The sequence below is a fragment of the Herpetosiphon geysericola genome (genome assembly GCF_001306135.1).
GTDB lineage: Bacteria > Chloroflexota > Chloroflexia > Chloroflexales > Herpetosiphonaceae > Herpetosiphon > Herpetosiphon geysericola.
Map to the genome: position 1 here is coordinate 44,714 of NZ_LGKP01000003.1, position 13,792 is coordinate 58,505.

A 13,792-nucleotide genomic window follows, 5' to 3' on the forward strand; every position below is an offset into this window, starting at 1 on the left:
TCGCGCTTCGTGCTCTTCGTGTCCTTCGTGGATCAAAACCTGACCAGCAAACGCGCATTGTTGGAGTCGCGCAGATGTGCTAAAATGAGCTACCGAGTTTGTACGGAGTTTTTGAGTATGGCACAAGCAACACGGATTGGGCTGGTGACGAGCGGATCGTTACTTGAAGGATTAACTGCTCGTTTAGATGAACGTTACGATATTGAGCGTTTGCGGGTTGGTCAATTTATGGTGGTGCAAGGCCGTCAAAATCGCTTTTTTTCGATGTTGACCGATGTGCAATTGGCAGCAACCAGCCTCTCTATTTTGGCCGATCCGCCTGATGATGAACACCCGTTGTTGCGTGAGATTTTGGCTGGGCGCAATACATATGGCACGTTTAAAATAACTCCCCAGTTGATGTTGCCTGAAGATTCGTTAGAGACTCCACGTCCGGTTAAAACGATTCCGGCCCACTTTGCACCGATTTACGAAGCCAGCGAAGATGATTTTGGCCTGGTTTTTGGGGCCGAGGGCGATGGAAAATTCCAAATGGGCACGCCGCTCGATATGGATGTGCCTGTTTGTATCGATTTGGCACGCTTTGTTGAGCGCTCAAATGGGGTTTTTGGCAAGTCTGGAACGGGTAAATCGTTCTTGACCCGCTTGTTATTATGTGGTGTGATTAAACATAATGCTGCGAGTAATTTAATTTTCGATATGCACTCAGAATATGGCTGGAGTGGCACAACTGAAGATAAAATTCAAGAAGTTAAGGGCTTATCGCAGCTCTTTCCTGGCCAAGTCTATATTTATAGCCTTGATCCTGAATCGTCGCGGCGGCGTGGCGTGAAATACGATGGTGAAATTACGATTGGCCTGAATGAAGTTCGGGTTGATGATATTTTGTTATTGCAAGATGCACTTAATCTCAATCCTACCGCTGCTGAATCGGCATTTATTTGCGCTCAACGTTTTGGCGACGATTGGATTCAAAAGCTGCGCGAATTAGATACAGAGCAGCTGAAAGAATTTGTTGAATCGACAGGTGCAAACATGTCGTCGATGTCGGCGCTTTCGCGTAAATTAGCCCAACTTGAACAACTTAAATTTGTAACCCGCAAATCGAGCCAATCATCAATTCGCCAAATTATTGATGCCTTGCTAGCAGGCAAAAATGTGGTTGTCGAATTTGGTCAATATCGTAGCGAGTTGGCTTATATGTTGGTTTCAAACATTCTGACGCGCCTAATTTATGATGAATGGGTGCGACGTACTGAAACCTTCTTGGCCTCGAAAAAAACGAGCGATCGGCCACCGCAACTAATGATTACCATCGAAGAAGCACATAATTTTCTGACGCCGAGCTTGGCTAAACAAACCATTTTTGGCAAAATTGCCCGTGAATTGCGCAAATATTCGGTAACCTTGCTGGTGGTTGACCAACGGCCATCGTCGATTGACAACGAAGTGATGAGCCAGCTTGGCTCGCGGATTACGGCGTTGCTCAACGATGATCGCGATATCGATGCGGTGTTTATGGGTGTTGGCGGCTCGAAAGGCCTGAAAACCGTGTTGGCCTCGCTCGATTCGCGCCAACAGGCCATGATGTTGGGCCATGCTGTGCCAATGCCAGTCGTGATGCGCACTCGTGCCTACGATAAAACCTTCTACGAAGCAATGATGCATGGCAATCGGCGCGGGCCAAGTCTGAGGCCGCGCACGCCAGAGTTGATTGATCAAGAAGCTGACGAATTATTTTGAGCGTGCAATAATCCATTAATCCTAAACATGATCAGTCAAAAGACGGAGATTGCTAGTTAAAAAGTACTTCGAGAGGGTTGACGATCAACTAGGAACAATGCTATAGTGAAACGAGTGGCTAAATGCTGTTGTTCTTACGAGCAACGGCATCACAGCACGCACAATACCGCGATGAGATTGCCACAATTTGCCTTAGCATTCAGGCATTGTATAGATAAACTGTCGCCGCGCCTCGTGCCGATGCTTGGGGGGCGGCGTTCGATCATTAGTTTAGATAACAACATCTTGCCTGCGACTCAACCTCGGAGGAGCCATTTCAATGATTGACAAGCTACTGGAGCTTGCGGCAAAAAATCAGAACCGCATCAAACGCGAAGATATTCTCAGCGTGTTGCCAGAGCCAGAGACGAATATCGAAGCCCTCGAAAGCCTCTACGAACAAATCGAAGAAGCAGGCATCGAGGTTATTGATGCAGACGAAGCCCCCAACGTGGCCGAACTCGATCTTGATTTAGATCTCGATAGCGACCACGATCTCGATGGAGCCTTGCCTGACCTTTCCGATATTGCGCTAGATGACCCAGTGCGCATGTACTTACAAGAAATTGGGCAAGTACCATTGTTAACTGCTGCTGAAGAAGTCGATCTCGCCAAGAAAATGGAAGTGGCTCACGCTGCCAACGATACCTTGTTGCAAGATGATGGCCTGCTTGAGCACAGCGATCGCATTTCGCTCAAACGCCATATTGATATTGGGCGCTCTGCCCGCCAACACTTAATTCAGGCCAACTTGCGCTTGGTGGTTTCGATTGCCAAAAAATATACCTCCTATGGCCTGACCATGATGGATCTGGTCCAAGAGGGCAATATTGGCTTGATGCGGGCCGTTGAGAAATTCGATTACACCAAAGGCCATAAGTTCTCGACCTATGCCACATGGTGGATTCGCCAAGCGATTACGCGGGCAATTGCCGATCAAAGCCGCACGATTCGCTTGCCAGTACATATGGGCGAAGCGATTAGCCAAGTTAAGCGGACCTCGCATAAATTACAACAAACTATGCAACGTGAGCCAACGCCTGAAGAAATTGCCGAAGCCATGGGCATTACCGCATCGAAAGTGCGCCGCACCTTAGAAGCCTCGATGCATCCGCTTTCGCTCGAAATGCCAGTTGGCCAAGAGGGGGAAGGCCGCATGGGCGATTTCATCGAGGATGATCGGGTTTCAACCCCCGTTGATGCTGCCGCGATGACCATGTTGCGCGAACAGATTGAAGAAGTTTTGCAAAAATTGCCTGAGCGCGAACGCAAAATTATTCAATTGCGCTATGGCCTCAAAGATGGCCGCTACCGCACCTTAGAAGAAGTTGGGCTTGAATTTGGCATTACCCGCGAGCGGATTCGCCAAATCGAAGCAGTGGCCTTGCGCAAACTGCGTCACCCACACCTTGGCAAGAAATTACGTGGCTATCTTGATTAACTAACGTGGTTAAAACTGCTGACCCAACGTGCATTTAACGTGGCGTTGGGTTGATTTTTTGCACAACACCCTGTTTTATGGTACACTATCGCAGTTTTGCAGCGATCTAAGATTATTTTAACTCTACATGGAGTAGCATAGCAATGGCGAACGAAACTCTCCGGTTGGAACTCCAACCGCGCGAAATTACTGGCAAAAAGGTTCAAAGCTTGCGCGACCAAGGCATTTTGCCAATTGGGATTTGTGGCCGTGGGATTGAACCCTACTCAGCCCAAGTTGACGAACGCGAATTTAACAAAGTGATCAACAAAGCTGGCTATAGCGGCTTGATCGAGTTGAGCATCCCTGGCCAAAAGCGCCAATCAGCGTTCTTGTTGGAAGTCCAACGCAACTCAGTCAGCAATCGCATTATCCATGCCGACTTGCGGGTTGTTGATGTCAACCAACCAGTTGATTTGGATATTCACGTTGCTTTGCAAGGCGAAAACGATTTGGTCAGCCGTGGCAATGCTGTATTGAACTTGGTTCAATCAGTCGTGCGCGTTCGCGCGTTGCCAGGCGATGTCCCACATCAAATTGATATTGATGTAAGCAGCTTGACCGAAGTTGGCCAACAAATCTTGGTTAAAGATTTGAACTTGCCAGCAAATGTAGAAATCCTCGATGATGTTGAAAGCTTGATTTTGGCTTTGGGTTACCCACAAGCTGAAGAAGCTCCAGCTGAAGAACCAGCAACCGAAGAATAATTAAACGCCCCTGTGGAATAATCCACAGGGGTTTTTTTAAATCAAAAAAAGGATGTGGTATGTACCACATCCTTTTTAATCTATTTAGCTCTTCTTTTTGGGGCGACCGCGGCGAGCGCCAGTTTTGCGAGCTGGTTGGCTTTGTGGATCAATCACCAAAAATTCAATGCGATTTTTGTCTTTGATTGGGCGGAAGCGTAATACAAGATTGCTGCGGGTGGCAGCTTCGCGCACAAGTGCACGCAACTTGCGTTTATCTTCTTCATCGCCTAATACAACTTGACCACCAAAACCAGCTTTTGCGTTTTGGAAATAGTTGGTGTATTCGGCAATAATGCGTTCGCGGGTTTCGCGTTGCACTGCACGCTTTGGTTTTGCCCGTTCTTGCATTTCTTCTGGTGACCAGAGTGTAAATTCTGCCATGATTTTAGCCTCCGAAAATGATACTATTCTATTGACGACACGCCATTCTCAATATTCTTGCTCTGTATAGCCTTATCGTATATAGATTTCTGCTTTGTGTCAAGTTTTTTTGTTTCAATTTGGCCAATTTTGGAGGAATTATGCTGCAAGATTCATCAATGTTTACACTTGATCATCGTGATACGCGGAGCTGTCTGTTTAAACGGGCAAACCAACAACTGCGAATTAGCATCTGTAGCACACAGCTCATTCGGGTCTCACTCAGCAATGATCAACCATTACCACGGCGTTCATGGGCAGTTAATCGGGCTGATGATGCATGGGAGCCAGTTGAATGGTCGATTGCGCAAAATTCTGCTATAACAACGCTTGAGACGGCTGATTTACAGGTAAATGTTGCACATGCTGATGGGCGAATTACGTTTACGAATCGCCAACAACAAGCTTTTTTTAGCGATGTTGGGCCTGCAACATACAACGCTGATGGCTGGCTGGTTACAAAGCAAATTTATAATTCTGAGCATTTTTATGGTTTTGGCGAACGAACTGGTTGGCTTGAAAAAACAGGTCAGCATTTTTTGAATTGGACGCTTGATCCAGAACCGCATCATGGCCCACGGATTGATAATATGTATGCAACGATGCCAGTTTTTATGGGTTTGCAGCCCAATTTGTGCTATGGCGTATTTTTCAACACATCTTTTCGTTCGAGTGTTGATGTTGGAGCAACTGATGCTGCATTATTGAGCTTAAAAACTCAAGGGCCAGATCTTGATTATTATCTGGTTTTAGGTGCTACACCAGCAGATATTACCGCTACATGGCGCGAATTGTTGGGCGCAATGCCGTTGCCAGCCTATTGGACACTTGGCTATCATCAAAGCCGCTGGGGCTACGATTCAAGTAGCACAATGCGGGCAATTGCCGATGAATTACGCGCGCGCAATATTCCATGCGATGCAATTCATTTTGATATTGATTATATGGATGGTTATCGAGTTTTTACTTGGCATCCTGAACGATTTGCTCAGCCAGCCCAATTGGTGCAAGATTTGGCCCAAGATGGCTTTAATGTGGTGACAATTATTGATCCTGGGTTTAAAACTGACCCTGATTATGCAGTTTTTGCTGAAGGTCTTGCCAACGATTATTTTATTAAACGAGCTGACGGAAGTTTATTTAGTGGCTATGTTTGGCCCGATGATAGCGCTTTTGCTGATTTTACGCGGGCTGATGTGCGCGCATGGTGGGGAAATTTACATAAAACATTAGTTGATGCAGGCGTGCGTGGGATTTGGGATGACATGAACGAGCCAACCGTATTTGATCGCCCTTTTAGTGAGGGCGGCGGCAATGGTGGCACGATTGACTTAAACGCACCGCAAGGCGCAGCTGATGAGCGCACAACCCACGCCGAAGTGCATAATTTGTATGGTTTGTTGATGGCTCAAGCAACCTATGAGGGTTTGCGCCAATTACGGCCAAATGAGCGACCTTTTGTGCTAACGCGCTCTGGTTTTGCTGGTTTATCACGTTGGGCAACCCTGTGGACTGGCGATAATTCGGCGTTGTGGGAACATTTGGAAATGACCTTGCCCCAAATTTGTAACTTGGGGCTTTCGGGAATTCCATTTGTTGGGGTCGATATTGGCGGGTTTTTCGGGAATGCTTCGTCAGAATTATGGGCACGTTGGGTACAAGTTGGCGCATTTCTGCCCTTCTGTCGCGGCCATTCGTGCTCAGGCACGCGGCCTGCTGAGCCTTGGGCCTTTGGCGAACGTACTGAAGCAATTGCCCGCGCGTATCTGAGCTTGCGCTACCGCTTATTGCCCTATTTGTATACGCTGTTTTATCAGGCTTCAACCACTGGTGCGCCAATTATTCGGCCCTTGGTTTATGAATATCCTGCCGATGTGGCAACCCATGCCTTGCATGATCAAGTGTTGTGTGGCTCGCAGTTGATGCTTGCGCCGATTGTCCGGCCTGGCGCTGAATATCGCTCGGTCTATTTGCCTGCTGGCGAGTGGTACGATTGGTGGACTGGCGAGCGGATTACTGGGGCGCAGCATATTTTGGTACACGCGCCATTAGAGCGTTTGCCGCTGTATGTGCGTGGCGGCGCAATTCTGACGCTTGGCCCAGTGCTCAATTACACTGGCGAGGCTCCACTTGATCCTTTGACGCTCGATGTGTATCCCAGCGGTACAAGCGAATGGACGCTCTACGAAGATGATGGAATTTCATTTGAATATGAACAGGGCTTGAGCGCAACTACCCATTTTAGCTGCATTGAAACTGCGCAATCAATTAACTTCGTTATTGCTGCCCGCCAAGGTTCTTGGCAGCCAGCACCTCGTACAATCGTGGTCAATTTACACTCGTTGCCACCAAAAGCTGTTTTGCTTGATGAGCAGCCAATTGAGTGTGTGCATGCTGATGGGGCGATTACTGTGAGCTTTGTTGATGATGGCTTGACGCATACGCTTGAGGCGAAATTATGAAGGATGCGGTTCAGAGCATAGAACATATGAAATTATGAAGGATGAAGGATGAGGGATGAATTATGAAGCATGAGAACATAGAACATAGAGACTGACACGTTTTGGATGTGTTTCGTGAATTAGCTTTAAACGCAGAGGCGCAGAGTATTAATGTTTCTCTGCGCCTCTGCGTTAAAGCCTGAACTCTGAATTCTTGCTACTGCCCCCTGCCTAGCTGGCGATTTCGGCCACATCGCTTTCGGCGCGTTCGGCGACCGAGCCAATTGAAAAATATTTGGCATCGGGATGGTGCACGACGATTGCGGCGGTGCTTTGCTCAGGGTCGAGCTGGAAGGCTGAAGTCAAGCTCACGCCAATTTCTTGGGCTGGCAAGATGCTGAACAGCTTGGTGTGCTCCTCAAGATCGGGGCAAGCTGGATAGCCCCACGAGTAGCGTTTGGCCTGATAGCTTAATCCTAAGCCTTGACTAATAATTTTGTTGGTGAATTCGGCTACGGCCTCGGCGTAAGTTGTGCTCAAGCCATGGCTGAAGAACGATTCACTATAATCGCTGGCTTTTTGCAAGCTTTCAACCCGCTCGGCGGCGACATGGCCCATGGTTACAATTTGTAAGCCAACTACATCGAATTCGCCGCTCTCGATTGGCCGGAAATAATCGGCCAAGCAGAGGCGTTCGCGGCTTGGTTGGCGTGGGAAGGCAAAGCGGGTCAAAACGGTTTTGCGATCTTTAGGATCGTACACGACCAACTCTTCGCCAGCGGCTTGAGCTGGAAAATAGCCATAAACCGCTTGGGGTTGCAACCAACCATTGCGCTTGGCATCGTCGATCATGCGGCGTAAGCGGGGCTTGAATTCGTCGTTGACGACGCGATCGTATTCTGCGCCCTTGAGGTTTTTGATACCCCAACCCAAGCGCCACAGCGTATTCAAGTCGAGATATGGTGTAACATCATCGAGCCGAATTTTTTTGGCAACTTGCACGCCCCAGAATGGCGGCGTTGGCACGGGATTATCGTTGCGAATTGCTGAACGCGCGCCGCTTGGATTATCTTTGCCCAATTTTTCCAGCAAGGTGCGACCGCGTTCTGGCGCTTTCAACGATTCGCGGGCCGCATCTTCCATCACGCTCATATATTCTTCGCGCACGGTTGGATCGGAAAGTTTATCCATTGTTTCGAGACCTTCGAAGGCATCTTTACAATAGAAAACGCCACCTGTGTAGGCCACTTCTGGCTCAGGGAAGAGAATCCGTTGACCATATTGGCGATTGATTGCTGCGCCGCCAACCAGCACTGGGAAGGTCAAATTGCGTTTGTGCAATTCCTGCACGCACAAGGGCATTTGCTTCGATGTGCTGACCAGCAAGGCCGAAAGCCCAATTGCATCTGCGCCAACTTCAAGCGCTTTTTCGATGATTGTATTGACCGGAACTTGCTTGCCCAAATCGTAAACGGTGTAGCCATTATTCGACAAAATGGTGTAGACCAAGTTTTTGCCGATGTCGTGCACATCGCCATAGACCGTGGCCAGCACCACTTTGCCCTTGGTTGTGCCTTCCACGCGATCAAGGTATTGTTCGAGGTGAGCAACTGCACGTTTCATCACTTCGGCAGATTGCAACACATACGGCAAAATCAATTCGCCAGCACCGAATTTATCGCCAACTTCTTTCATGGCTGGCAGCATCACGCCATTGAGCACATCGATTGCTGCTTCGCCTTGGGTTTGGCCGCCAGCCTCGCGCCATGCTCGCGATTCGTCAATATCGGCTTCGATGCCATCTTTTTTGCGATGCAGAATCTTCCAGTGAATTCGCTCTTCGGCGTTCATGCTGGCAGTTGGGTCAGCTTTTGCTTCGCCAGCGACCGCTGCATTGGCTTCAAAAAATTGAATGAAACGGGGCAAGGCTTCTTCATCGCTGTTGAAAATCACATCTTCGCAAACCTTGCGAGTTTCGGCGGAGATTTCGGCAAATGGCATAACGTGGCTTGGATTGATGATCGCTGCATCCAGCCCAGCCCTAACTGCATGGTACAAAAAGACCGAGTTGAGCGCTGAACGGGCGTGCGGCTGAATCCCGAAGGAGAGATTGGAAACCCCAAGCACGGTCATTGCGCCAGGAATTTCGGCCTTGATGCGGCGAATACCTTCCATGGTTTCCTTGGCCGATTCGCGCAATTCTGCTTGGCCAGTTGTTAATGGAAAGGTCAGGGCATCAAACAGCCAGGCATCATTTTGCACGCCATAATCTTGGCGGCCCAGCTCAACCATGCGTTTGGCGATCGCAACTTTGGCTTCGGCGGTATGCGCCATGCCTTCTTCATCAATCGTCAAGGCGATGATTGCCGCGCCATAACGGGCAACGAGCGGCATCGTTTTATCGAATTTTTGTTCGCGCCCGCCTTCGAGCGAAGTTGAGTTGATGATTGCACGGCCTGGATACATTTGCAGGGCTGCATCAATCACCTCGTGCTCGGTCGAGTCGATGACCAAGGGCAATTCAACGCCCATGGTCAATTTTTTGAGCAACTTTTGCATTTGCTCTTTTTCATCGGGGCGCTCGGTCATTGCCACACATACATCGAGCGCATGCGAGCCACTATCGGCCTGTTCGCGGGCAACTTGCAACACGCCATCATAATCATCTTTGAGCAACATTTTTTTGACTTTGCGCGAGCCAACCGAGTTAACCCGTTCGCCAATGATGAATGGGCCTGGATCTTGGTGCAAGGGCAGGGCGCGCATGGCCGAAGAAACTTGTTGCACAGCTGGAGCTTGATTCGCTTTGGGTGGGCAATTATTGCCGATTGAATCGACTAAAGCACGCAGGTGAGCCGGCGTTGTGCCACAACAACCACCAACCACGCGCACGCCCAAATCCTTGACAAACTCGGTCAAGCTCTTGGCAAAGCCTTCTGGCTCCAAGGGGAACACGGTTTCGCCATTAACTTCCATTGGCAAGCCAGCGTTGGGAATACACGAAATTGGCAATTTGGAATTGGCTGCAAGATAGGTAATCGCTGGACGCATGTGCTCAGGACCAGTCGAACAATTCAACCCAATCACATCAACATCGGCCAAGGCTTCGAGCGTGACCATGGTTGCTTGAATGTCGGTGCCAAGCAACATCCGCCCTGAGAGATCCAAGAAAACTTGAGCTTGAATCGCAATGTCTGGGCGTTTGAGTTCGGCCAAGCCGCGGCGAATGCCATCGATTGCCGCTTTGACTTCGAGAATATCGACGCTGGTTTCGACCAAAAGCACATCAACGCCACCTTCGACGAGCGCAATCGTTTGCTCCTTGAAGGTGTCCGAAAGTGCATCCCACGTGATGTTCGAGAGCGTTGGATCGTCTGATGAGGGCAAGAAGCCAGTTGGTCCCATCGAGCCAGCGACGAAGCGTTTGCGGCCATCTTGGGCTTGGTAGCGGTCGGCGACGCTGCGGGCGAGTTGGGCGGCTTTGAAATTTTGCTCGTAGGTTTTATCGGCCAAGCCCCATTCATGCAAGCGAATACGGGTTGATTGGAAAGTATTAGTTTCCAACACATCGACGCCTGCTTCCATAAACGAGCTATGAATTTGTTCGATAATGTCGGGGCGCGTCAGGGCGAGATAATCGCGTGCGCCGAAATACTGTTCGCCGCCAAAATCCTCAGGCTTGAGATCATACAAATCCAAGCTAGTACCCATTGCGCCGTCGTAAATCAGAACACGTTTCGCCAATTCGGCGATGTAAGGTTTTATGCTGGTCATGACGCATTCCCTTTGTATGGATCGCGCTGCCAAAGCGCAGAACCACAGTTAAAAAAAACTCCTCGCACACTGGCGAGGGCTTCAATCATTGAGTTGCCACTCATCTATCAGCGCGATTGCTGCTGGAAGAAGCACCTTTCTCAGTGAGACGGTTGCTGGAGCGTCATCGGGCCAGATCCCTCGGCTCCTCGTGATGAGGTATTCAATTAATCGCAGTATAGCAAATCTTAGCGAAAAATCAAAGAAATCATAGGGATCAGTTGTTGGGGATTGGGGATCGGGATGTTTTCGTGCCCTTCGTGGATCGAATTTTTTAACGCAGAGGCGCAGAGCGATTGAAGGATAAAGGATGAGGGATGAGGGATGAGGAATGAATGAGGCTCTAGGCTAGAGGAACAGGAATCATAACAATCTGTGGCTCAATAATCATTCGTGCAATTCGTGGAATTCGTGACCTAAACCTTAACTTCGCGTCCTTCGCGCGCTTCGCGGTTTCTTCTTTCGTGCGCTTCGTGCCCTTCGTGGATCATATATACGTTGCCTTCTGCCTTCATCCCTCATCCTTCATATTTTATTTAGTGTGATATTGACAAAAAGCGGAATCGCGCTATACTACGTTGCACTTGGTGTCATATTGACTATTAAAGAAGGAATAGCTATGCAACGGGTTGGGCTTTTGGGCGGAACCTTTGATCCCATCCATTATGCGCATTTGGCGATTGCCGAAGAAGCGCGGGTGGTGTTGGGCTTGAATCGGGTGCTATTTATGCCAACGGCGCAACAGCCTTTGAAACAACAGCACTACAGCGCCGCTAGCCAACGCCTCGCCATGACCGAACTGGCAGTAGCTAATAATCCCGCCTTTGCGGTTTCCAACCTCGAAGTTGAGCGCAGCGGCGTTTCGTATACCATCGACACCGTGCATGAATTGAACATTATTGAACCAGCTGTGGAATGGTGGCTGATTGTTGGCGCTGATAGTTTGGCAACTTTGCCACGCTGGCATGCCGCCAACGAGTTAGTTCAACTAGCCCATTTTGCTATTTTAGAACGGCCTGGCTTCGAATTGGATTGGCAATCCTTGCTCGACCAATTTCCTAGCCTCGCCACCCGCAGCGTGCGGATTCAAGGCCCACGCATGGATCTTTCGGCGACTGAATTGCGTAGTCGCTTGCAGGCTGGCTTGCCTGTGCGCTATCTCGTTCCTGATGCCGTTGCTGGCTATATTGCCGAACATCGGCTGTACCTTGCCCAACCTAGCGCTTATTAGCCTAGAGTTGATATGTGCTCGACTAAAACCTTAATTGAGGTAAATCAGCGTTCGAAAATCTTCCGATCATTGCCTTTTAGGGGGTGCAGGGGGATTAAAGCCCCCTGCGTTTCCCTCCAGCGGAGGGACGGAAGGGTGGAGAAAATGATTCAAATCGAAACCATATAAACCCTAGCGCTTAACCACGAAAGGATTTTCCCGTCCTATGAACGATTATATTATTGTTGGCTCTGGCATCGCTGGCTTATATACCGCCCAACTTGCAGCTCAACATAATCTCAAGGTTGTGTTGGTAACCAAAGAAGCGGTTGAGGAATGTAATACACGCTATGCCCAAGGTGGCATTGCTGCCGCAATTGGTGAGCACGATTCGCCAGAATTGCACATTGAAGATACCTTGGTTGCTGGCGCTGGCATTAGCGATCCTGCCGCCGTGCGGGTGTTGTGCGAAGAAGGCCCAGCGCGGGTGCATGAGTTGATCAATTTGGGCGTTCCGTTTGATACCCACAACGGTGCAATCGCCCTAACCCGTGAGGCCGCCCACTCCGAGCGGCGTATTTTGCACGCTGGCGGCGATGCAACAGGCGCAGCGATCGAAACCACCTTGGCGGGTGTAGTTGCCAATACAAATGTTGATGTGCGCGCTTGGACTTTGGCCACCGAAATTATGTTGGAAAATGGCCAAGCGGTTGGGGTTCGCACGCTTGATGCGCGGACTGGCGAACGAGGCGAGGTACGTGCCAAACGAATTGTGTTGGCAACTGGCGGGGCTGGCCAGCTTTTCCAAGCCACGACCAATCCAACCGTGGCAACTGGCGACGGGGTTGCTTTGGCTTATCGAGCTGGCGCTGGGGTTTCAAATATGGAATTCTTCCAGTTTCACCCAACGGCTTTGCGTTTGCTAGGCGCCCCAGGCTTTTTGATCTCTGAAGCTGTACGTGGTGAAGGCGGTGTTTTGCGCAACGCTGCTGGCGAACGCTTTATGCTCAAATTGCATCCTGATGCAGAATTGGCCCCGCGTGATGTGGTGGCGCGAGGCATTGCTGCCGAAATGGTTTCAACCGATGCTGATCATGTCTATCTTGATGTGACCCATTTGCCAGCCGATTTGGTGTTGTTGCGCTTCCCAACGATCGCCAAAGTGTGCAGCAGCCATGGCTTAGATATTACCAAAGAGCCAATTCCGGTTGCGCCTGCTGCCCACTATATGACTGGCGGTGTGGTGACTGATTTGCATGGCCGCACTAGCGTGCCCAATTTATTTGCGGTGGGCGAAGTTTCGATGACTGGCGTGCATGGAGCCAATCGTTTGGCCTCGAACTCCTTGCTTGAGGTGTTGGTGTGGGCCAAACGGGTGATTGAAGCGCCCGATGGGCCAATTGAAGCGCCAACATTTCCCCAAACAACCCAAGCAATTACCATGGCTGCTGAAGCCGATGAAACGCCATTTAGCCGCGCTGCCTTGCAACGCCTAATGTGGCGCAACGTCGGAATTGTGCGCGAGGCCGATGGTTTGGGTTCGGCCTTGCGACAGTTGGTTGCATGGCGTGATGCCCAAGCCGAGCCAGCCACAGTACGCGAGTATGAAGATGCTAATTTGTTGGTAACTGCAACCCTGTTGACCTACGCCGCCTTATTGCGTGAGGAAAGCCGTGGCGCCCATGCCCGCCGTGATTTCAGCGAAACCCGCGAGGTTTGGCAACGCTACTTGGTGCTGAAACAAGGCTAGCGCATTTTAAATTCAAAGAATGGTGGATCTGCAACGATCCGCCATTCTTGTATTTAAGCCATCAATGTTCATCTTTTGTGCGCAGATTGGTGCTTGGTTTTAGCCTCAACATCGCAGATGATAAGCTTTTGATGCGGTAAAAAAGGA

The 13,792-nt window shown here is 49.7% G+C and carries 8 protein-coding genes and 1 riboswitch; of the genes, 6 read left to right on the plus strand and 2 right to left on the minus strand.

All coding sequences use genetic code 11. The features are described 5' to 3' along the window. Positions 1 to 117 precede the first annotated feature (117 nt). The 3 genes from SE18_RS00625 (at position 118) to SE18_RS00635 (ending at position 3,969) form a co-directional block, all read left to right on the plus strand. Positions 118 to 1,743: a helicase HerA domain-containing protein gene (locus SE18_RS00625; RefSeq protein WP_054532484.1), complete on the plus strand. Its 1,626-nt coding sequence runs from the start codon at positions 118 to 120 to the stop codon at positions 1,741 to 1,743. A gap of 319 nt (positions 1,744 to 2,062) precedes the next feature. Continuing rightward, positions 2,063 to 3,223, plus strand: a complete 1,161-nt coding sequence (gene rpoD, locus SE18_RS00630; protein WP_054532485.1) for an RNA polymerase sigma factor RpoD — start codon at positions 2,063 to 2,065, stop codon at positions 3,221 to 3,223. A 143-nt stretch (positions 3,224 to 3,366) separates the two neighbouring features. Next, complete coding sequence (locus SE18_RS00635) at positions 3,367 to 3,969, plus strand: 50S ribosomal protein L25 (protein WP_054532486.1); 603 nt, start codon at positions 3,367 to 3,369, stop codon at positions 3,967 to 3,969. Between the two features lie 84 nt (positions 3,970 to 4,053). Here SE18_RS00635 and SE18_RS00640 read toward each other — a convergent pair whose 3' ends face one another. Continuing rightward, positions 4,054 to 4,392 carry a hypothetical protein gene (locus tag SE18_RS00640; protein WP_054532487.1) on the minus strand — a complete coding sequence of 113 codons (339 nt, stop codon included), beginning with the start codon at positions 4,390 to 4,392 and terminating at the stop codon, positions 4,054 to 4,056. Between the two features lie 140 nt (positions 4,393 to 4,532). On the opposite strand from SE18_RS00640, the gene SE18_RS00645 reads away from it, so the two are divergent. Continuing rightward, positions 4,533 to 6,893: a TIM-barrel domain-containing protein gene (locus SE18_RS00645; protein WP_236706780.1), complete on the plus strand. Its 2,361-nt coding sequence runs from the start codon at positions 4,533 to 4,535 to the stop codon at positions 6,891 to 6,893. Positions 6,894 to 7,103: 210 nt separating this feature from the next. On the opposite strand, the gene metH is transcribed toward SE18_RS00645, so the two are convergent. Continuing rightward, positions 7,104 to 10,646, minus strand: coding sequence for a methionine synthase (gene metH, locus SE18_RS00650; RefSeq protein ID WP_054532488.1), 3,543 nt, complete (start codon positions 10,644 to 10,646; stop codon positions 7,104 to 7,106). Between the two features lie 97 nt (positions 10,647 to 10,743). After that, positions 10,744 to 10,846, minus strand: a riboswitch (SAM riboswitch). Between the two features lie 458 nt (positions 10,847 to 11,304). On the opposite strand from metH, the gene nadD reads away from it, so the two are divergent. Both nadD and nadB read left to right on the plus strand, forming a co-directional pair. Next, a complete protein-coding gene (nadD, locus tag SE18_RS00655; protein WP_054532489.1) occupies positions 11,305 to 11,916 on the plus strand; it encodes a nicotinate-nucleotide adenylyltransferase in 612 nt (203 codons plus the stop codon). A 205-nt stretch (positions 11,917 to 12,121) separates the two neighbouring features. Next, positions 12,122 to 13,645: an L-aspartate oxidase gene (nadB, locus tag SE18_RS00660; protein WP_054532490.1), complete on the plus strand. Its 1,524-nt coding sequence runs from the start codon at positions 12,122 to 12,124 to the stop codon at positions 13,643 to 13,645. Positions 13,646 to 13,792 lie beyond the last annotated feature (147 nt).

Excerpts from the sequence above, each read along its gene's own strand:
- SE18_RS00625 (WP_054532484.1), top strand. The coding sequence starts at position 118 with ATGGCACAAGCAACACGGATTGGGCTGGTGACGAGCGGATCGTTACTT.
- rpoD (WP_054532485.1), top strand. The coding sequence starts at position 2,063 with ATGATTGACAAGCTACTGGAGCTTGCGGCAAAAAATCAGAACCGCATC.
- SE18_RS00635 (WP_054532486.1), top strand. The coding sequence starts at position 3,367 with ATGGCGAACGAAACTCTCCGGTTGGAACTCCAACCGCGCGAAATTACT.
- SE18_RS00640 (WP_054532487.1), bottom strand. The coding sequence starts at position 4,392 with ATGGCAGAATTTACACTCTGGTCACCAGAAGAAATGCAAGAACGGGCA.
- SE18_RS00645 (WP_236706780.1), top strand. The coding sequence starts at position 4,533 with ATGCTGCAAGATTCATCAATGTTTACACTTGATCATCGTGATACGCGG.
- metH (WP_054532488.1), bottom strand. The coding sequence starts at position 10,646 with ATGACCAGCATAAAACCTTACATCGCCGAATTGGCGAAACGTGTTCTG.
- nadD (WP_054532489.1), top strand. The coding sequence starts at position 11,305 with ATGCAACGGGTTGGGCTTTTGGGCGGAACCTTTGATCCCATCCATTAT.
- nadB (WP_054532490.1), top strand. The coding sequence starts at position 12,122 with ATGAACGATTATATTATTGTTGGCTCTGGCATCGCTGGCTTATATACC.